The organism is Rothia sp. HMSC065C12 (genome assembly GCF_001812085.1).
GTDB lineage: Bacteria > Actinomycetota > Actinomycetes > Actinomycetales > Micrococcaceae > Rothia > Rothia mucilaginosa.
The window spans coordinates 144,040-165,081 of the sequence record NZ_KV807673.1; the positions used below are offsets into that span (position 1 = coordinate 144,040).

The window sequence follows — 21,042 nt, forward strand, 5'->3', positions numbered from 1 at the left end:
GAAATCCGTAAGCACATTCCCGGCACACCGCCGGCAAAGGAGGACCATGACCATCCTGAGCATCCGCACCGTAGGCGACCCGGTGCTGCGCAGCGTCTGCGACCCCATCACCGTCTTCGACGACGACCTGGCACGACTCATCGACGACATGCTAGAAACCATGTACGACGTGGGCGGCGTGGGCCTTGCCGGCCCGCAGGTTGGTATCTCCAAACAGATCTTCACCTTCGGCGGCATTGACGACCGCGAAGGCTACATCATCAACCCCGTGCTCGAAGTCGGCGAAGAAGACCAGGAAGGCGGCGAAGGCTGCCTGTCCGTGCCCGGTCAGAAGTCCGCGACCCCGCGCAAGAACTGGGCGCGCGTGACCGGCGTGGACCGCCACGGCGAACCCCTCGTGCTGGAGGGTGAGGGCCTGTTCGCGCGCATGCTGCAGCACGAGACCGACCACCTGCACGGCAAGCTGTTCATCGACCGCCTCGTGGGTGAAGACCGCCAGCGTGTGATGCGTGCCCTGCGCGCCGCAGACTACAACACTGTCGCCGCGAAGACCGTGACCGAGCGTGCAACCCGCGTGGGCGGCGCCTTCGGCGGCGGTGGCGCGTTCGGTGCAGGTTCTGCTGGTTCCTCCTTCGGTAGCTTCGGAAAGTAGGCTCACATGCTCAACATTATTTACGCAGGCACCCCCGACGTTGCCGTGCCCCCGCTCGACTACCTGGCGAACTCCGATAAGGTGCGCGTGGTCGGCGTGCTCACCCGCGAAGACGCCCCCGTGGGCCGCAAGCGCGTGCTCACCCCCTCCCCGGTCGCGCAGCGCGCCGAAGAGCTCGGCCTGCCCATCGTGAAGGCAAACCGCTGGAACGACGAAGCCGCCGCAGCCATCGCTGAGCTGAACGCTGACGCAGCCGCCGTGGTCGCCTACGGTGCCCTGCTGCCGCTGCCCGCGCTGGAATCCTTGCGCTACGGCTGGGTCAACCTGCACTTCTCCAAGCTGCCCGCCTGGCGCGGTGCCGCCCCCGTGCAGCGCGCCCTCATGGCCGGTGAGCAGGAAATTTTCTCCACCACCTTCCTGCTCGAGGAAGGCCTGGACACCGGCCCCACCTTCGAACAGGAATCCACCCCCGTAGCCGCCGACGACACCGCAGGCACCGTGCTGATGCGCCTCGCAACCAGCGGCGGCGCACTGCTTGAACGCACCTTCGAACGCCTCGAAGCGGGCGAGAACGGCACCGTGCAGGTCGAGGACGAGTCGGTTAGCTACGCCTCCAAGATGAGCATTGCCGACGGCCGCCTCACCTGGACCGAACCCGCCGAACAGATTCTGGCACGCTTCCGCGGCGTCACCCCCGAGCCCGGCGCATGGTGCGAACTGGGCGAAAACCGCTTCAAGATCGGTGGTCTGGCGGTTGCCGATGAGCGCCTGGTGCAGTCCCTGACCGAGGCGAACGGTGGCCCCCTCGCACCCGGTGCGGTGCGTCTGCACGCGAAGAAGGTACTGGTCGGCACCGGTACCGAACCCCTGATGCTGCTGCAGGTTCAGCCTGCCGGTAAGAAAATGATGGATGCGCCCGCGTGGGCTCGCGGCGCTGGCAAGGACATGGCGGAAGGCCTGGTGGTACTCGCATGAGCAACGAAAAGCGCCCTTACAAGGGAGGACACGGCAAGCCCGGTCACTCCGGTAAGCCCGGCAACGGCAAGTTCAACCAGGGTAGCGGTCAGGGTAAGTTCAATCAGGGCAGCGGCCAGGGTGAGGGCGGTGCGAAGCGTAAGCGTCGCCGCCGCTCCGGCGCTGGCAACGGCTCTGGTGTGAGCGAGCAGAACCGCCAGCAGTCCCAGAGCTCCCAGCGTACTCAGAACCAGCGTTCGCAGAATCAAAGCTCGCAGGGCCGCCCGCAGAAGTGGGACGACAACTCCCGCAGCGAATCGCGCACCGGCCGCCGCTTTGACGGCCTGACCAGTGTCGAACGCGCCGCACGCCGCGCCAAGACCGAGCACGACGACACCAAACGCGGTGGCGGCGGTACCTCCCAGCGCAATAAGAGCGGCCACGAACGCAACCGCCGCTCCATGTCCGCCCGCGAATTCTCCGCGGCGGCACCCTCCGCACGCTCGCGCACCGCAGACACCGCACGCGCAACCGTCTTCGACGTACTGCGCTCCGTGGCGGAATCCGACGCCTACGCGAACCTCGTGCTGCCCAAGGCGATTCGTAGCCACCGCCTCGACCACCGCGACGCAGGCTTCGCAACCGAGCTGACCTACGGCACGCTGCGCCACCAGGGCACCTACGACGCAATCCTCAGCCGCTGCGTAGACCGCCCCATCGAGAAGGTCGGCACCACCACCCTGATCGTGCTGCGCATGGGCGTGCACCAGCTGCTGAACATGCGCGTTCCCGCCCACGCGGCGCTGAACCAGAGCGTGTCTCTGGCACGCGAAAAGATCGGTGCGGGCCCGGCAAGCTTCATCAACGCGGTGCTGCGCCGCGTCTCCGAGCGCACCCCCGAAGAGTGGTACGAACTCATCATCGAGAACGCGAAGGACGACACCGAGCGCATGGCGCTGCTCGCCTCGCACCCCGGCTGGATTGTGCGTTCCATGCGCCAGGCACTCGTCGCGCACGGCCGCCCCGCCTCCGAAATTGAGCAGCTGCTCGAAGCGGACAACCTCGCCCCCGTGGTGAACCTGGTTGCGCTGCCCGGCCTGGGTAGCCTCGACGAGGCACGCGAACAGGGCGCCGTCGACGGCGAGCTGGTTGAGGGTTCGGCACTGTACGCCTCCGGCGACTTGGCACGCCTGGAATCCGTACGTGAAGGCACCGTCCGCGCGCAGGATGCTGGCTCCCAGCTGGTGGCACGCGCGCTCGCCGCAGCACCCCTGGACGGCACCGACACCGCATGGCTCGACCTGTGCGCAGGCCCCGGCGGTAAGGCGGCGCTCCTCGGCGCGCTCGGTATTCAGCGCGGCGCATCCCTGGTCGCCAACGAGGCGGCACCGCACCGCGCGCAGCTCGTGGAATCCTCCATGCGCCCCCTGCCCGAGGACAGCTACACGGTACTCACCGGCGACGGCCGCCAGATCCGCGAGACCCTGCGCAAGAACGCCTCCGACCTGCCCGGATCCATTGAGCCCGGTCAGCTTTTCGACCGTGTGATGGTGGATGTGCCCTGCTCCGGTCTGGGCGCCCTGCGCCGCCGCCCCGAGGCGCGTTGGCGCAAGTCCCCGCGCGATATTGCCGAGCTGCTGCCCCTGCAGCGTCAGCTCCTGGATGCGGCCATTGAGGCGACCCGCCCCGGCGGCGTTATCGCCTACGTGACCTGCTCCCCGCACGCGGCAGAAACCCAGAACATTGTGGCTGAGGTGCTCGAAAGCGGCGCGGTCAGCCTGCTCGATTCCGCCGCAGTACTGCGCGAAGTCGCCCTGCACACCGAAGGCGCGAACGGCGAGCCCGTGAGCGTGCTGGCGGGGGAGAAGGACCCCGGCCACACCCCCGAGATCAAGGTCAAAAAGGGTGCGCCGGTCGTGAAGGCTTCGGAGAACCCGACCACCGCGCAGCTGTGGCCGCACGTGCACGGAACCGACGCAATGTTCCTCGCCTTGCTGCGTAAGAACTAGCCGCTTCACCGCCTAGCATCACCCGCCATACGGCACGGATTTGAAAGGAACCCCATGGGTATTGCCATTAACCCGTCGATTCTTTCGGCGGATTTCGCGAACCTGCAGCGCGAGCTGGAGCGCATTTCCACCGCAGACGCCGCGCATATTGACGTGATGGACAACCACTTCGTCCCCAACCTCACCTGGGGTCCGCCGGTGGTCAAGCGTCTGCGCGAAATCTCCCCGGTGCCGTTCGACGTGCACCTGATGATTGAGGACGCCGACCGTTGGGCACCCGAATACGCCAGCATGGGCTGCGAATCGGTGACCTTCCACGCGGAGGCGGCTATCGCCCCCATCAAGCTGGCGCGCACCCTGCGTGCTGAGGGTGCGAAGGCGGGTATGGCGCTGCGTCCGGCAACCGCCGTGGAACCCTACCTGGACATGCTCAGCGAACTGGACATGCTGCTGATCATGACCGTGGAACCCGGCTTCGGCGGTCAGGCGTTCCTGGAGGTGACCCTGCCGAAGATCGCCCGCGCCGCCAAGGCGATTGAGGGCGCGAACCTGCCGGTGACCGTGCAGGTGGACGGCGGCATCACCGAAGAGACCATCCTGCGTGCCGCGGAGGCGGGCGCAACCTGCTTCGTTGCCGGTAGCTCGGTCTACGGTGTGGATGAGGCGCTCGGCGGTCCGGAGGCGGCAATCGCCTCCCTGCGTGCGGCGGCCGCATCGGTCAAGCGTTCCGGCACCGGATGCGGTTGCGGCCACTAGCGGTGCACGCTGGTAACGGCGCCCCGCATCGATGACACCCCCGCGCCCATAAAACCTCATACGCCCCGTTGTGAAGACTGCATCCCGTCGCGGCTCTTCGTGGCGGGGCGTTTTGCGTGCCCGGCTTTCTCAACCGCCGCAGATTTATAGTGAGACGACAGCAGGGGAGAGATACCTGTTTAAGCGACATAGTGTCAGCAAGACTATGACAAAGGGTGATATATGTTACCCCGCGCAATTCCGCGGCAAAACCGGGTATCCTGGCGGTCAGAGAAGGCAAACAGAACACATCTTGATGTAACACTCAGATATCTGTAAGGTTAGGTATAGTTTAGTCAAATCTAGGGGGAACTATGTCTTTCAACCGAACCGAGCTGACCGACGCCGAAAACCACGGCGCATCGGGCGTTAACCGCCGCGCATTCTTCGGCCTGGCGCTCGCCTCCTCGGCTGCTCTCGCCCTCGCGGCATGCAGCAGCGAGACCACCACGACCACCACTTCCGGCGGTTCCACCTCCGGCGGCAACAGCGGTACCCGCACCATCAAGGACATTGATGAGGAGAACGTAGAAGTTCCCGCCAACCCGCAGAAGGTTATCGTCCTCTCTGAGCCCACCCTCGACGGCCTGCTCGCCCTCGGCGTGACCCCCGTCGGTTCTGTCTCCGGTCGCGGCCAGTCCGGCGTGCCCAACTACCTTGCCGACCGCGCCAAGGGCGTGCAGATTATCGGCACCGTCGCCCAGGTCAACTACGAGCAGATTGGCAACCTTGATCCCGACCTGATTCTGGTCGACTCCACCGGCGTGGACAAGCGCTCCGAGGCCTTCGAAACCCTCAAGAAGATCGCTCCCGTCGTCTACTGCGGCTACGCGGGCGGCGACTGGCGCATCAACTTCCGCAACGTCGCCAACGCTATGAACATGGTCGACAAGGGCGAAGAAGTCATCAAGGCATACGAGTCAAACGCCGCAACGTTGAAGGATCAGCTCGCCCCCAAGTACGGCGACAAGACCTTCTCCATCGTCCGCTGGGCAGGCAACGGCCCCGCCCTGATCCTCAAGGAACTGCCTGCCGGCCAGGTACTCAACGACCTGGGCCTCAAGCGCCCCGAGGCGCAGGACCGCAACGGCCAGGGCCACTCCGAACCGGTCTCTCTGGAGAACCTGGCAACCATCGACGCGGACTACATGTTCCTCGGTACCCTCGGCGGCGCAAGCCAGAAGAACCCGAACGCACAGGGTACCGCAGGTCTGCAGGGCGCCGAAGAAGCACTGAATAAGGCGAAGGAAACCTCCGGCTTCACCAACCTGAAGGCAGTCAAGGACGACCACGTGATTCTCGTGGACGGCTCCAAGTGGACCTCCACCGGCGGCCCGCTACTGCTCGAGGGCATTATCGAAGACGTCAAGAAGGCGCTTCCGCTCTAAACGCCCCGCTCTAAATACCCTGTGAAGCAATCACCCGCTGAAGCTTCCGCCACCCTTCCCGCCGCGACCTAAAAACCGCGGCGGGAAGGGGATGCACGACCCACCACACCATCCTCAAGGACCACCATGACCGAAACTCGACCCGTGCGCACCGCAGCCCGCTATGGTGCCGTCGTGGCTCTCGCCGGCGCGCTCATCACCCCCGGTGCAGCGCTGACCGGCTCCACTCTCGCATTCGCGGATACTCCCGCCGCCACCCAGCAGGAAGCTAAGGCTGCCGTGACCATCTCCACCGAGAAGTGGCGCGAAGGTAAGCTCGTGCTGCGCGGCACCGGCTTTACCAGCACCGCACCCGGTCGCGGCGCAGTGTTCGCAGTGAAGTTCCTCGACGCCCTGCCGGATGAAGCGCACCAGGCGATTAACCCGATCACCAAGAAGGGCGGCAACTCGCCCGCGAACTTCATGGCAACCGCCAAAGAGGACGGCACCTTCGAGGTTGAGGTGTCCCTGCCGACCCCCGAAAACACCGGTCTGACCGCTGAGCAGCTGAAGAACAAGGGCTGGACCGTGGAGGGTACCAGCCACCGTATTCAGGTGCTTTCCGGCTCCCTGGGTGGTACGGATGCGGACGGTAACACCTACGACCGTCGTGCATCTGTGTCGCAGAATATTACGCTGAGCGACCCGGCTCCGAGCCCGGCACCGACCGCAGAGCCCACCGCTGAGCCCAGTGCAACTGCAGAGCCTTCTGCAACTGCAGAGCCTTCTGTGACTGCCGAGCCTACCGCGGACCCCTCTGCTACCGCTGACCCTAGCGCAACTGCAGAACCCACCCCGGCACCTACCGCAGAACCCACCCCGGCACCTACCGCAGAGCCGACCCCCGCACCCAGCGAAGACTCGAAAACCTGCGCCCCCGCCGATGACTCCTTCACCCCGCGCCTGACCATCGAGAACCCCAAGGCGGTTCAGGGTGGCAAGCTGCACCTGACCGGTGACGGCTGGTGCAACCCCGAAGACAAGAAGGCATCCGTTATCGGTCTGAAGATTGACGACGGCAAGGTATCCCGTAACGACGCCACCGCGGTCAACGACAACCGCACCATCTGGGCTATCGTCACCCCCGACGAAAACGGCCACATCGACGCCTGGATTGACCTGCCCACCCGCGATAACGCAGCTTTCAAGAATGACGAAGACGCGGCAAAGTACGCCTCCGGTGAGCACACCCTGCGCCTGCTGACCGGTAGCCTGCGTGAGGGCGACCGATCCGGAACCTACGGCGGCGCCAACAGCCAGGGCGGCATCAACACCACCTTCACCATCGGTGAGTACGCCCCCGGTGACGCGCCCGAGCCGGTCAATGCCTCCGAACTGACCGCTGGTAATGGCGTGCAGGTGAGCCGTGACGGCTCCACCGTGACCGTGACCGTGCCGAACGCTGAACCGGGCACCTGGGTGTACGCCGCAACCTACCTCGGTAACTCCCCGCAGACTCTCTACGGCTCCGGCTGGAAGCGTCTGGATGGCAACCGCAGCTTCAGCTACGAAACCAGCGTGAGCATGCCCGCCGCAACCTACCGCGTGGTTGTGCACAACGGCAACCAGGGCGCTGAAAATGCGGTGCTCGGTTTTGCTGACATGACCGTGGAACGTGCTGTTACCCCTCGTCAGGACGTTTCCCGCGATGAGCAGGACGCTACCGACCAGCTGGTCGAAGAGCTGAACGAAAACCCCGCAACCGCAACCTCCACGGCACCTGTGCCCATGCGTAACGCGGGCGGCCGCATCAGCACCCGCGCCACCGACGTGGACGCATCCCTCGCCGCGCTCTCGCAGAGCACCGCTCCGGTCGTGAACCGCGTGCAGGCTAAGGCGAAGGTTCAGAGCGCGCAGAAGAACCTGGCAACCAACCTGCAGAAGACCGAAGCCAACGCGAAGAAGGCAGTGAAGGCTGCCGCCGGTTCGCAGAACTCGCAGAACACGCAGGGCTCGCAGAACTCCGCCGCAGGCACGAAGGCACAGGGCCCGACCATTGAGGGTACTGAGCTGACCGGTCTGACCAAGTGGCTGGTCAACAACGCCAATAACCTGCTGCTCTCGGCGGCTGGCCTGGTGGTTTTGGCTGCGGCTCTGCTGCTGCGCACCTCCAAGAAGTAAGCTCTCTGACCACACATTCACATCGGCACCGGTCCACGCTCCACACTTTTGACCCTGCACCCTTGAACAGGGGCGTGGATCGGGTGCCTCCAACCATTCGGGTCACGACCCGCTGAACTGCACCTCCACGAACCCGGTAGCGTTCAGCTTCGACCCCGGTAATTTTGAAAGGACCACCATGCGTGCACCTTTTTCGGGAGCCCCGAAGGCATCCCTGACCTCTAAGGCGCTGACCGCCTGCGCTGCCGCAACCCTGGCGCTGGGCTTGGGTGTTGGCACCGCATCCGCTCTGCCTCCGGGCGGTGCGAAGGCATCGACTCCCGGCACTTCCTCGACCGTTTCTTCGTCTGTGAGCGAGCACGGCGTGATTTCCTTTAGCGTGAGCGGCTTCCCCGCGAACACTGTGGTGTCCGTGAAGGTGGACGACGGTAACCTGTGCCCCTCCGATGCGGCACAGGGCGCTTGCGTGGTGCACCAGCAGAAGACCGATGGCAACGGTAAGGTCTCCGGTTCCTTCGTTCTGCCGGATGTTGGCGCTGGCACCCACACTCTGCGTTTCCTTGCAACTGGTGAGAAGCGTGACAAGGACGGCAAGTACCTGGGCACCGAGGCGTACAGCAACCGCAGCCCCGAGTTCACCGTGGTGGGTGAGGGCGGTTCGGATAATTCCTCCTCGAACTCTTCGGGTTCTTCCTCGAACCGCGGCTCTTCCAGCTCGAAGAGCAACGGTGGTTCCTCGAATGGCGGCTCGAACTCTAACAACTCAGACTCTGCAGACGAGGCTCAGGGCTCTAACGATTCCAACGAGTCCTCGTCCAATGGTGGCTCGAACGGCTCCTCGAATGGTTCTGCGGGTGGCGCGGCTGAGGCTGAGACCGTGTACACCGACGCTGACGGCAACACCATCACCAAGGAGGAGTACGACCGCCTGAACGCGGAAGCTGACTCTTCCGGTACCTCTGGCTCTTCCGCTGCGCCTGCTGCTTCGGCTTCTGCAAATGCCCAGAAGAAGGCGACCGCTTCGGCGAGCGCATCTTCTTCGGCTGCTGCGCGCGGTACCGCGTCGAACCCGAGCGCTTCGGCTTCGGGCGCGGCTAACACCGCATCCACCGTTCAGACCGTGACTTACGGTGCTGCGTTCCCGTGGATTGGCGTGGTGGTTCTGGGCGTAAGCATTGTGGGTGCCGCTGCGCTGCTGCTGACCCGTAAGCGCTAAGACTTAACGTCGGATGCGGGTGGGGGAATACCCGCCCGCTCCGGCGTTTCTCTCATTATCTACCGGTGTGCTGGGTGCCCCTTCTTGTGGGTGCGCCGGGTGCGCCTCCCTGTTTTCTTGTATCGAACATAAGGAGCATAGTGGCCCGCACGAGCTCATTGTCCCGAGATGTTCAGCAGGAGAGTACGTCCCGTCAGGGTTCTGTGATTCAGGGGCAGAAGTTGGGTAAGCGCCTGGCTTTTCTGTTCTTGTTTGCGGTGCTTTTGGTGGGGGCTGTGGCTGCTTCTTTGCTGTTCGGGTCGAATAATCTTCCGCCGGATCAGGTTCTGGCTGTTTTCAATGGCACTGCTTCTGAGCAGGCGCAGACGATTGTGATGGAGCAGCGCATTCCGCGTACCCTGGTGGGTCTTGCGGCGGGTGCGGCGTTGGCTATTGCCGGTTCTCTGATGCAGTCGTTGACTCGTAACCCGTTGGCTGAGCCCGGCCTGATGGGTGTGAACGCCGGTGCTGCGGTGGCTGTGATTGGCTCCGTGGTGGTTTTTGGCGTGATGGGTATTTGGCAGTACATGGTTGCTGCAACGATTGGTGGCGCGTTGGCTGCGGTGCTGGTGTACACGCTGGGTCGTGGCCGTGACGGGTCGATCGTGAAGCTCGCTCTGGCGGGTGTGGCAATTTCTGCGGCGCTGTCGGCGATTGCGCAGGGCCTGATTTTGGCTGATCAGGATGCGTATAACGAGTTCCGTGTGTGGGTTGCCGGTTCGCTGGAGGGCCGCGGTATGGATATCGCTTCGACGGTGGGTCCGGTGATTGTGCTGGGTATGCTGGTGGCGTTCTTTGTGGCTCCTGCGATTAATGCTCTGAGTATGGGCGAGGAGGCGGCGACTAGCCTCGGCGTGAGTGTGCGTACGACCCAGAATTTGACGTTGCTGGCGGTGACGGTGCTTGCCGGTGCGGCGACTGCTGCGGTGGGTCCGATTGGTTTTGTGGGTTTGGCGGTGCCGTTTGTGGTGCGTGCTTTGCTCGGTAATGATGTGCGCTGGGTGAATTATGGTTCGGCGCTGTTGGGTCCGGTGTGGCTGCTGTGTGCTGACGTGTTGGCGCGTGTGCTGGTGGCTCCGCAGGAGACTCAGGTGGGTATTGTGGCGACTCTTGCCGGTGCCCCGGTGTTCTTGTTCTTGATGACTCGTCGTAAGGTGGAGGCTCTCTGATGTCGAATTCTTCCGCTGTTTCGACGGCGACTGCCACCAGCTCCGCTAATCGTTCTGCGCGTCGTAGCGGCCGCGATTTGGGTGGCCGCCCGGTGTTGACTGTGCGCGGTCCGCTGAGTGCTCAGGTGCCGTGGCGTGTGCTGATCCTGAATGTGGCGTTGGTGGTGCTGATTGCGGCGCTGGCGTTTTGGGGCATGTTGCAGGGTGATTATAAGCTCGCCCCGGAGAAGGTCATTCCGGCGTTGATGGGTGAGGGTAAGCAGATTGCTGTGACTTTCGCTCAGCAGCGTGCGGCGCGTATTGTGGCGGCGCTTCTGGTGGGTGCGGCGCTTGGTCTGTCGGGTGCGATTTTCCAGGTGATTTCGGGTAATGCCCTGGGTTCGCCGGATATTATCGGCTTCACGAATGGTGCCGCGACCGGTGCGCTGTTGCAGATTATTGTCTTCAATTCCGGTCCCGTTGAGGTTGCTCTGGGCGCTGTGGTTGGTGGCTTGGCGACTTCGGTGCTGGTGTGGCTGTTGACGCGCCGCACGGGCCTGCATGGCTTCCGTCTGGTGCTGGTCGGTATTGGTGTGGGTTCGACCCTGGCGGCGTTCAATGCGTTGCTGGTGGTGCGTGCTTCGCTGACTCAGGCGCAGACCGCGGCGTCCTGGCTTGCCGGTTCGCTCAATGACATCACGTGGGAGCGCACCTACGCGCTGATGGGTCTGTTGCTCGTGGTGACTCCGCTGCTGCTGATGCTGGTCCGCCCGCTGGGCGCGATTCGTTTTGGTGACCAGGTGGCATCCGGTTTGGGTGTGAGCGTGAATGCGTACCGTGTGGCGGCTCTGTTTATCGGTGTGCTTCTGGTTTCGCTGGCGACCGCGACGACCGGCCCGATTGCCTTTGTCGCCCTGGCGGCACCGCACATCGCGAAGACCCTGTCTCGTAGTGGCGGGGTGGGCTTCACCTCCGCGGCACTTATGGGTGCGCTCATGGTGCTCGGCTCTGACCTGATTGGCCGATTCGCTGTTCCCGGACGCATCATTCAGGTGGGTGTGGTGACCGGCGCGATTGGCGGCCTGTACCTGATTTACCTGATTTACCTCGAAAGGAAGAAGAGCTAGTGAACACTAGTGTGACGACCCGCCTTGAAGGCGAGAACATGGTGGTTGCCTACGGTGAGCATACGGTGCTCAACGGGGTAGATTTTCAGGTGCCGGAGGGGGAGCTGACCGTTATCTTGGGCCCGAACGCCTGCGGTAAGTCGACCACCCTGAAGGCTCTTGCCCGCGTGAACCCGCTCAAGCAGGGTGAGGTTCGCCTGGACGGCACCCCGCTGCCGCAGATGAAGTCCCGCGCCATCGCCAAGATCCTGGCGATGCTGCCGCAGACCCCGGAGGCGCCTAGCGGCGTGACCGTGGCGGATGTGGTGGCGCGCGGCCGCTACCCGCACCAGTCGCTGCTGCGTTCCTGGTCCGATGAGGACGAGCGCGCCTGTGTGGATGCGATGCAGGCTGCGAACGTTCTGGAGCTTGCCGAACGCCCCATTGAGGCGCTGTCCGGTGGTCAGCGTCAGCGCGTGTGGATTGCCATGACCCTGGCGCAGCAGACCCCGCTGATCCTGCTCGATGAGCCGACCACCTACCTGGACATCACGCACCAGATTGAAGTGCTGAACCTGACGAAGAAGTTGCATTCCGAAGGTCGGACTGTAGCCGTGGTTTTGCATGACCTGAACCTTGCTTTCAGGTATGCTACTCATGTTGTGTTAATGAAGCAGGGACGGATTATCGCTCAGGGCGATCCGCGTGCGATAATTACACCGGAACTTATTCAGGAAGTTTTTGACCTGCAATCGGTCATTATTCCTGATCCATGCACTGGTACCCCTTTGGTTATTCCGAAGGAGAACCAAACAATTCATATTGCCGCTGACGCTATTTCGGCGGCCCGCGAAAGCGAATAGTTTTCGCCCCTAAGCCGCGTGGGAGTTAGCACCAACCGTCTCAGTACGGGTGGAAAAGCTCGGCATTGCGCCAAGCAGCGAACGCTAGGATCTGAGGGACCCAGGATCCCCTGCGCGTAGGGCGCCTACCCGGTGCTCGCCCGTCTTTGACGCATGAACGGATCCGAGCACTGGGTAGGTTCCATTTTGGGAACCCGCAGATGAGGCACCGAGACTGCCGTATGAGACCTTCACTGTTTGGAGGTTTGATGCACGGTCTCGGTGCCTCATCTCATTTAACTGCCCTGTTTGTGGTGGGCACTGTTTGCGACCTACAGTTGGGGCCTGCATTTGAACCCCGCGCTCGCTGTCATGAATGTCATGTTGTGGTTCTTTCGCTTTTCCCTTTGGCTGGAGTTTGGGTAAGGGATACCATAGAGTGAGGTAGTAGAGGCTAACTAATGATAATGCGCCTCCTCACCGATTCTCACCGATTGAGTGTTTCCACAGACCAAGGAGGAACCGTTGGGCGAGCACGAACCCACCGCGACCGTTCCCGCGCAGAGTATTTCTGCCCAGAACACTTCTGAACAGGCTACTTCGGCGCAGCCGCGTACCGTTGCGCCGACCGTGCGCCCGGCCCCTCCCAAGATCCCGCGTCCCGTACCGGCACCGCGCGTGGACAGCCCCCTCATCAGCGCCATTATCGCCGAGGCGGTCAGCCCCGAAGAGCTGAACGCCCGCATCGTTGAGGTCGTCTCCGAAGGCACCCCCATTATCGAGCCGGTGCACCGCGAAGACGGTAGCATCAGCGAGAACGAACGCATCGTCACCTTCCTGTACCACAACGAGCAGGCGGAGCAGGTGCTCATGTTCATCAACCGCCTGACCGATGAGAAGAACCTCGACCGTTCCCTCATGGCCCGCATCGAGGGCACTGGTTGGTGGCAGCTGAGCATGCAGATGGAAACCACCTGGCGTGCCTCCTACAACTTCTTGCCGGCGTTGCCCGGCGAGCGCCCCGCCTGGCTGGGCGATGACGACCAGGTGCGCCTGCGCGCCGCCCTGGACTCCGGAGAAGGCGACCCGCTGAACCCCGAGACCGCGTGCAACCGTATCGGTCGTTGCATGGGTATGGTGCAGCTTGAGCACGCGCCGGTGCAGGAGTTCATCCTGACTCAGGAAGAGATTGACGCGCTGCCCGCCCCCGAGTGGATGCAGACCTCTGACGGTCACCAGTACGTGCTCGGTCGTGTGGGGGATCCCGCCCCGGATGCGCCACTGTTCATCCAGTTTGACGGTGAGATGTGGTTCAGCCAGGGCATGGAGCAGACCCTCAACCGCGCCCATGAGGCGGGCCGTATTCCGGCGATGCACGTGTTCTTCCTGCACTCTGGCGGTCGCGAGAACCGCTGGAAGGAACTGAACGGTGACAACCCGATTGCCGACTACCTGGTGGAGATTGCGTTCCCGCACCTGGAGGCTGTGCACGGTATTAAGACCGACCCGCAGAACATTGTGATTAACGGTCAGTCGCTGGGTGGGCTGTCCTCCCTGCTGGCGGTGCTGAGCCGCCCGGAGGCGTTTGGCGGCGCGATCGCGCAGTCTTCGTCGCTGTGGCAGCCGCAGGTCATGGACCGCCTGGACGAGCTGGAAGCGGCGGGTGAGATCGACCGCCTGCGCCACCTTTACCTTGAGATTGAGGTGGGGGAGCAGGAGTGGGTTCTGGTACCGCCTCACCGCGAGCTGAAGGAGCGCCTGGAAAAGCTGGGCCTGAAGAATGCGCGTTGCACGACCTTCAACGGCGGTCACGATTATGCGTGCTGGCGCGGTGCGATTGTGCCGGCGTTGGAACGTATTATTGCTGCCCGCCGGGAGGCTGAGCGCGCCGAACGGAGCTTAGCTGAGGAGTAGCGAGAGGTCGCCTAGGGATCCTGCACGGGTAGAGCACACCCCGCATGGTGGGCGTGCGGGGGTCCTGTTAGGGTAAACACCGCCGCGCCCGTATCCTAGAGAAGTACAGCCTAAGAGAAGTGCAACACTACCGCGCCGCGAGGGGTGCCGAAGGGTACCCGACGTAGGTTGCGCACCCGCCCTCATTGACGAGATGGCATCACGCTGCGAACGCACGCAGCACGTGAGCGCTATAGAAACCGCAAACGACACAGAAATCGAGAGAAGATGACCGTAGAACGTAGCCCCCTGGCCCCCACGCCGCTCATCCCCGAGTCTTTTGCCGCGAAGTACCGCGAAGCCGGCTACTGGATTGACCAGACCATCCCCGAGTTCCTGCTAGATGCATGCCGCGCGAAGCCGCACTTCCCGGCGCTGGTGGCGCTCTCGCACGCGCAGCTCGATGAGGACGGCAAGCCTCAGCAGATTCGCCTCTCCTACGGTGAGCTGGAGGCGGCAGGTCGTGCCGCTGCGGCGCGCCTCGTTCAGGCTGGCGTGCAGCCCGGTGACCGTGTGCTGCTGCAGCTGGGTAACACCGCCGAGTACCTGGTGTACCTGCTGGGTATTTTCTGGGCGGCTGCGCTGCCGGTGTTCTGCCTGCCGCAGCACCGCACCACCGAGCTCGTGCACTTTGCGACCCGGACCGACGCTGCGGCGCACGTGTTCTCTTCGCTGACCCCGGGCGCAGATTTCGCCGCCCTGCACGAGGACGTTGCCGCCGAGCTGCGCAAGAACTCCCTGGAGCCGCCGGTCGCTATTGACGTTGCGGAGCCGCTGACCCCGCTGACCGAAGAGGAGCTCGCTGAAGAGTTCGTGCCCGGTGTCATTCAGAACACCGAGAACCTGCGCGCGAGCGAGCAGGTGGCGTTCCTGCAGCTCTCCGGCGGTACGACCGGCATTTCGAAGCTGATTCCTCGCACCCACGCCGCCTACCTGTACTCGGTGCGCGGCTCGGTCGACATCTGCAAGCTGAACAACAACACGACCATGCTCGTGGTGCTGCCCGCCGCGCACAACTTCACGATGAGCTCGCCCGGTATTCTGGGCGTCATGTGCGCCTCCGGCAAGCTGGTGTTCGCGGCGGATCCGTCCCCGCAGACTGCGTTCCACCTCATTGAGATGGAGGGTGTGACCACCTCCGCGCTGGTGCCGCCGCTGGCTCAGGCGTGGGTCGCCTCCGCGGAGAAGCGCGGCGTGTCCCTGCCGTCTCTGCAGACCCTGCAGGTGGGCGGTTCGAAGCTGGCTCCGGCGGTTGCGGGCAAGATTGAGTCGGTGCTCGGCTGCACCGTTCAGCAGGTGTTCGGCATGGCTGAGGGCCTGGTGAACTACACCCGCTCGACCGACATGATTGAGCTGCGCCTGAGGACCCAGGGCTACCCGATCAGCCCCGACGACGAAATTCTGATTGTTGATGATCAGGATCAGCCGGTGAAGCGCGGCGAGAGCGGTCACCTGCTCACCCGCGGTCCGTACACGATTCGCGGCTACTACCTGGAGGAGAACGCGAACCGTTACGGCTTCACCGAGGACGGCTTCTACCGCACCGGCGACATTGTGCGACTGGTTGCAGGCAAGTACCTTGAGGTGACCGGCCGCGCGAAGGACCAGATTAACCGCAACGGCGAGAAGATTGCCGTGGACGAAATCGAAGAGCTGGCGCTGACCCACCCCGACGTTTTTGACGCCGTGGTTCTGGGTATCCCGGATGAGACTGTGGGCGAGCGCGTGGGCCTGGTCATTGTGCCGAAGGAAGGCGCTGACCTGGGCGAAAACCCGCGCCGCACGATGCACGAGTTCTTCACCTCGAAGAAGCTCGCCGACTTCAAGATCCCGGAGCGCGTGCAGGTTCTGCAGGAGCTGCCCACCACGAACGTGGGTAAGATTTCCCGCCGCGAGCTGCGCGCCAAGCTTGCCGAAATTTTCGGCTAAACCGTACGCCCTTATTCCTACCCCTATTGAGGAGAAAAATGTCCGCATTTGAGACCCTGCGCCCCATCATGGAGAAGTACATCGTCGAGCCCGACTCCCTGCAGACCGCTTTTGACGAGCCGACCACCGACCTGTTCTCCCTAGGCATGGACTCTATGGGCGCATTCGCCCTGCTCGACGACCTTGCCGCTGAGGGCGCCGTGATTGAGTTTACCGAGCTGGTGGAGAACCCGACCGTGGAGTTCATCGCCTCCCGCCTGGGCTAAGCGTTACCGCACCCCGAGTGCCCGCCTGCCGCGAATGCAGGCGGGTGCCCGGGGTGTTTGCTACTCGCCTCGTTTTTCTGTGCGCCGGTTTTACGCCGTGTTGTGTAGCTGCGTTTACCCTTGTCAGTGCACTTCTGCCAGCGCACTTCTGTCAGCGTGAAGCGGCGGGGCAGTAGCCTACCTTTCACACCTACCTTTAACACACCGCATATCATCCCTAATCCAGACCCCTAATCCAGACCTTTGAGAGGCCATCATGGGCGTAGCTGATACTACCGCACCCGCTAGCTTCGGGACTGCTTCCGACCTTCGCACCGCCGCGAACCCCTCCGCACAGCACAGCGCTGACAGCCCCTGGCTGCCGCTGACCACTAACGCGCGCGGCATCTATTTTGCCGCCGCGATTGACCCGACAAACCCCTGCTACAACACCGCGGAGGTTCTGCGATGCCCCGCAGACACCGACCTCACTCTGCTGCGTGAGGCTTTTGAGCAGCTCTACCGTGAGAACGAGGGCTTCCGCGTGCGCACCCGCATTGCCGATGGTGCCGCCTCCCAGCAGATTCTTCCGCTTGAGGCGTTCCTCGCGGGCATTGACCTGCTCGTGGATGAGGACGAGCTGAGCGACACCGCCGAGGCGGGGGAGGAGAACGCCTCTGACCTGCCCGAATCAGCCCTGCCTGACTCTGATTTGCCCGCGCCGGTACGCGCCTGGGCGCAGCGCCTGCTCGCCCAGCCCCTTACCACCGATGAGGGCGTGACCGTGCGCAGCGCAGTGGCGCGTTATGGCGGGTTCCTCTGGGTGTACCATTCCTTCTCCCACGTGGTTGCCGACGGATTCGCCGCGTTCAACGGCCTCTCCCGCGTGGCGGCGATATACCGCGCCCTGTCCGCCGGTCAGTCGGTTCCGGCAACCCGCCGCATGAGCCTGCAGCAGCTGCTCGACGCCGACGATGCCGCCTCCACCGCCCGTGACGAAGACGTCGCCTTCTGGGAGTCGAGCGGCGCCCTGGAGCAGGAAGACACCTCCCTGGCGGGTCGTACCGCCTCCCCGTCGGCGCAGTCTGTGCGCGTGGCGTTCAGCATTGATACGCCCACCCAGCAGGCTCTACTGGATGCGGCAAAGCAGCACGCCGTCTCCTGGCCCGTGCTAGCGACTGCCGCCGTCGGCTCGTACCTGGCGCGTGTGGGCGGCTACCCGCAGGCTTCATTCGGCGTGCCGCAGATGAACCGCATGTTCGCCCGCACCCTGCCGGAGTCGACCCGCGCCCTGGGCACGGCGAGCGCGCAGACCGGCTGTACCGCGGTGAACGTGCTGCCGGTGCAGGTTGCGGCGACCGGCCCCATCGCGGAGTCCCTGCACTCGGTGAAGGAACAGTACGCCCGCAACGCGGAGCATCCGCTGGCTCGTCAGGAAGACCTCGAGCGTACCGCGCGTAACGCCCAGTCCAGGCTGTTTGGTGCGCAGATTAACGTGGTGCCCTTTGACGCGGTGCTGCCGCTGGCGGCTCCCTCCAAGGGCGGGTCCGGAGCCCCGGTACCGACCGCGCGCATCCACAATATCTCTGCCGGTCCCGTTGCCGACGCGACCTTCACCCTGCGCGGCATGCCCGGCCGCGGCAACAGCATCTCCTGCGAGATTGACATGAACCCGGCGCTCTACACCGCTGAGGAGCTGGAACATCACGTAGCGCGCCTGAGCGAGTGGCTACCCGCCTACGCGGCGGAGGCGCAGCGCGAGGGCGCTTCCCTGAACAATCTCGGCTTGGCGACCGAGGCTGAACTGGCGACCCTGCGCGAGCTGACCGCCCCGGCGCTTACCGAGCATCCGATGGAGTATAAGACCCTGCTGGGTCGCTTCCGTGACGCGGTGGCGGCGCATCCGCAGGCGCTCGCGGTGCTGGATTCTGCCCCCGCGCCCGGTGAGGTGCTCACCCCCGAGTCGGAGCGCGCCTACGCTTTTGACCGCGCCCTCACCTATGCCGAACTGGACGAGCGCGCCCGTGCGCTTGCCGCGCAGCTGCTGGATTGGGGCGTTCGCCCTTCCGATGCGGTGGGTCTGCGTGTGCACCGCGGCGCCGAGCAGTACGTGGCGCTGTACGCCCTGCTGTACGCTGGCGCCACCTACGTGCCGGTGCTTCCAGATCTGCCCGCCGAGCGTGTGGGCGTGATGATGGAGGACGCCGAATGTTCCTTGCTGCTGCACGGCCCCGGTCTGCATCCGTTGAGCGCGCAGGAGCTGAACCCGCAGGAGCCTGCGCGTCACGCGAACCTGCCGCAGCATACTCTGCCCCTACTGAGCGCAGAGGAACCCACCCGGGCTCCCTCCTCGGCACCCGCCGCAGAGGAGCTTCCGGGCATGAAAACCGGCCTGGACGAGGACGCTTACGTGCTCTTCACCTCCGGCTCCACGGGCAGGCCTAAGGGCGTTGCCATCAGCCACCGCGCGATTGATAACCGCCTGCGCTGGCAGCAGCACCAGATTCCGGTGGGGGAGGGCGACCGCGTTCTGCACAAGACCCCCATCTCCTTTGACGTGCATGTGTGGGAGCTGTACTGGCCTCTCGCCGAGGGCGCCGCCGTGGTCATTGCCGCCCCGGAGGGACACCGCGACCCCGCCTACCTGTCGCGCGTGATTGCCGAGCAGTCCGTCACGGCGGTGCACTTTGTGCCGACCATGCTGTCGGCGCTGACCTCTTCACCGGCGGCGCGCCGCATCCTGGCTGATGCCGGCTTCGGTCAGGGTCGAGAGCAACCCCTGCGCTATGTGGTCTGCTCGGGTGAGGCGCTGCAGAAGGACCAGGTGCAGGCTGCGGGCGAGGTTCTGGGCGTGTACCCGCTGAACCTGTACGGCCCGACCGAGGCGGCGGTGGACGTGACCTTCTGGGAGACCTCCACCGACCCGCAGCGCGAGAGCGTGCCCATTGGCGAGCCGGTCTGGAACACCGGAACCCTGATTCTTGACCCGACCGGCCACCCCGTGCCGGTGGGTGTGACGGGTGAGCTGCACCTGTCGGGCGTGCAGCTGGCGCGCGGCTACAAGAACAACCCGCAGGCGACCGCAGCGGCTTTCGTGGAGCAGGCTCCTGCCGGTGCGCTCGCGCTGCTGAACGGTGAGAGCCAGCGCCTGTACCGTACGGGCGACCTGGCGTGCTGGGAGATTCTTCCCGACGGCCGCGCCGTCATCGGTTACCGTGGCCGCACGGACTACCAGATTAAGGTGCGCGGTCAGCGCCTGGAGTTGGGCGATATTGAGATGGCTCTTGCCGCAGTTGAGGGCGTGAGCGCTTCGGTGGCTCTGCTGTACCGCGGCCTGCGTGAGCCTGCCCTGGCGGCGGTGCTGGAGGTCGGCGACGTGCCCGCTGAGCGTGCCGAGCAGCTGGTGGAGGCGGCGCGCGAGCATTGTGCGCAGGTTCTGCCGGACTACATGGTTCCGACCCTGTGGCACACCCTGCCTGCTCTGCCGGTGAGCCCCTCCGGTAAGGCGGATCGCAAGCTGTTGGCGTCCCTGGACCTGACCCCGCAGACTTCTGATGCTGAGGGCCCGCACGGTCTGCTGGAGCAGCAGCTGTGCTCGATTATTGCCGGTGTGCTGGGTCGTGAGCGTTTCGGCGTGGACGAGGATTTCTTCGCCTCGGGCGGTCATTCGCTGGCGGCTCTTGAGGTGATTGCCGCGGTTGAGGAACAGCTGGGTCTGAGCGTGAGCATCGGTGCGCTTTTTGCACATCCGACCGTGCAGGCTTTGGCGGCGTCCATTGCGGGCGAGCGCGGCGAGGGTGCGGAGTTCGCGCCGGTTCTGCCGCTGCGAGAACAACCTACCGCGCATGACGCTACCGATGCCCCCGCGCCGCTGTTTATTCTGCCGCCTGCGGGTGGTTTGGGCTGGTGTTATGCAGGGTACCTTTCGCATCTTCCGGCTCAGCAGGGTGTGTATGCTTTGCAGGCTGAGGTGTTCTCTGACCCGCATGCCGGGTTTGCGTCGAGCCTGCAGGAGCTGGCTGAGGGCTACCTGAAGCTGATTGAGAAGACCCTGTCGGAGCGTTCGTTGCCGCGTCGTTTTGCGTTGATGGGCTGGTCTGTGGGCGGTACTGCCGCGGTGCAGGTGGCGGCTTTGGCGCAGGCTGCGGGTGCGCAGGTTGAGCGCGTCATCCTGTTGGATGCGTATCCTTCGGAGCAGTGGCAGGGCGTGCCTGCGCCGGATGAGCAGGAGAGCTTCCGTGCGCTGCTGCGTATGGGCGGTTTGCCGGAGCCTGCCGCTGATGAGCGGCTTGATCTGCCGGGTACGTTGGAGCGTTTGCAGCGGGCGGGTTCGGCGATGGGTTACCTACCGGAGGAGAAGTTGGGCGTGTGCTTGGGTAGTATGCGTGCTTCGGCGGCGTTGATGCGTGGTGCTGAGCAGGCGTTCTTTGATGGTGATGTGTTGCTGGTGGGTGTGCCGCATGAGGATCAGCCGTATTTGGATGCGGCGGGTTGGTCGGCGCATGCCTCGTCGTTCCGTTCGGTGCTGCTGGAGGGTACGCACCCTGACCTGGTGAATCCGACGCGTCTGGCGGAGGTGACCGCCCACTTCGCCGGCTAACCCTCT

Annotated in this window: 14 protein-coding genes; all 14 read left to right on the forward strand. The window is 64.2% G+C overall.

The window, feature by feature from the left end:
- The first annotated feature begins 46 nt into the window (after positions 1-46).
- Positions 47-652 carry a peptide deformylase gene (gene def, locus HMPREF2836_RS02990; protein ID WP_070506019.1) on the forward strand — a complete coding sequence of 202 codons (606 nt, stop codon included), beginning with the start codon at positions 47-49 and terminating at the stop codon, positions 650-652.
- 6 nt (positions 653-658) lie between these two features.
- Positions 659-1,627, forward strand: a complete 969-nt coding sequence (gene fmt / locus HMPREF2836_RS02995) for a methionyl-tRNA formyltransferase (RefSeq protein WP_070629416.1) — start codon at positions 659-661, stop codon at positions 1,625-1,627.
- Positions 1,624-3,615: an RsmB/NOP family class I SAM-dependent RNA methyltransferase gene (locus tag HMPREF2836_RS03000; RefSeq protein ID WP_070629417.1), complete on the forward strand. Its 1,992-nt coding sequence runs from the start codon at positions 1,624-1,626 to the stop codon at positions 3,613-3,615. The genes fmt and HMPREF2836_RS03000 overlap by 4 nt, the downstream gene beginning before the upstream one ends.
- Before the next feature lie 54 nt (positions 3,616-3,669).
- Positions 3,670-4,371 carry a ribulose-phosphate 3-epimerase gene (gene rpe / locus HMPREF2836_RS03005; protein WP_070629418.1) on the forward strand — a complete coding sequence of 234 codons (702 nt, stop codon included), beginning with the start codon at positions 3,670-3,672 and terminating at the stop codon, positions 4,369-4,371.
- 353 nt (positions 4,372-4,724) lie between these two features.
- Positions 4,725-5,798 carry an ABC transporter substrate-binding protein gene (locus tag HMPREF2836_RS03010; RefSeq protein WP_012903302.1) on the forward strand — a complete coding sequence of 358 codons (1,074 nt, stop codon included), beginning with the start codon at positions 4,725-4,727 and terminating at the stop codon, positions 5,796-5,798.
- A gap of 126 nt (positions 5,799-5,924) precedes the next feature.
- Positions 5,925-7,958: a peptidase gene (locus tag HMPREF2836_RS03015; RefSeq protein ID WP_070614924.1), complete on the forward strand. Its 2,034-nt coding sequence runs from the start codon at positions 5,925-5,927 to the stop codon at positions 7,956-7,958.
- Between the two features lie 178 nt (positions 7,959-8,136).
- Complete coding sequence (locus HMPREF2836_RS03020; protein ID WP_070614922.1) at positions 8,137-9,174, forward strand: plasmid partitioning protein; 1,038 nt, start codon at positions 8,137-8,139, stop codon at positions 9,172-9,174.
- 140 nt (positions 9,175-9,314) lie between these two features.
- Positions 9,315-10,382, forward strand: a complete 1,068-nt coding sequence (locus HMPREF2836_RS03025) for a FecCD family ABC transporter permease (RefSeq protein ID WP_080974469.1) — start codon at positions 9,315-9,317, stop codon at positions 10,380-10,382.
- On the forward strand, positions 10,382-11,488 hold the full coding sequence (locus HMPREF2836_RS03030; RefSeq protein ID WP_070614920.1) for a FecCD family ABC transporter permease: 1,107 nt from the start codon (positions 10,382-10,384) through the stop codon (positions 11,486-11,488). Before HMPREF2836_RS03025 ends, HMPREF2836_RS03030 begins: the two co-directional genes overlap by 1 nt.
- Positions 11,488-12,330, forward strand: coding sequence for an ABC transporter ATP-binding protein (locus HMPREF2836_RS03035; RefSeq protein WP_070614918.1), 843 nt, complete (start codon positions 11,488-11,490; stop codon positions 12,328-12,330). Before HMPREF2836_RS03030 ends, HMPREF2836_RS03035 begins: the two co-directional genes overlap by 1 nt.
- Positions 12,331-12,834: 504 nt before the next feature.
- A complete protein-coding gene (locus tag HMPREF2836_RS03040) occupies positions 12,835-14,223 on the forward strand; it encodes an enterochelin esterase domain-containing protein (RefSeq protein ID WP_070614916.1) in 1,389 nt (462 codons plus the stop codon).
- Between the two features lie 267 nt (positions 14,224-14,490).
- Complete coding sequence (locus HMPREF2836_RS03045) at positions 14,491-16,191, forward strand: (2,3-dihydroxybenzoyl)adenylate synthase (protein ID WP_070614914.1); 1,701 nt, start codon at positions 14,491-14,493, stop codon at positions 16,189-16,191.
- A gap of 38 nt (positions 16,192-16,229) precedes the next feature.
- The gene (locus HMPREF2836_RS03050; RefSeq protein WP_005507422.1) at positions 16,230-16,457 is read left to right on the forward strand and encodes a phosphopantetheine-binding protein; all 228 of its coding nucleotides are present in this window, start codon (positions 16,230-16,232) and stop codon (positions 16,455-16,457) included.
- Positions 16,458-16,713: 256 nt separating this feature from the next.
- Positions 16,714-21,036: a non-ribosomal peptide synthetase gene (locus HMPREF2836_RS03055; RefSeq protein WP_210394328.1), complete on the forward strand. Its 4,323-nt coding sequence runs from the start codon at positions 16,714-16,716 to the stop codon at positions 21,034-21,036.
- Positions 21,037-21,042: the final 6 nt, after the last annotated feature.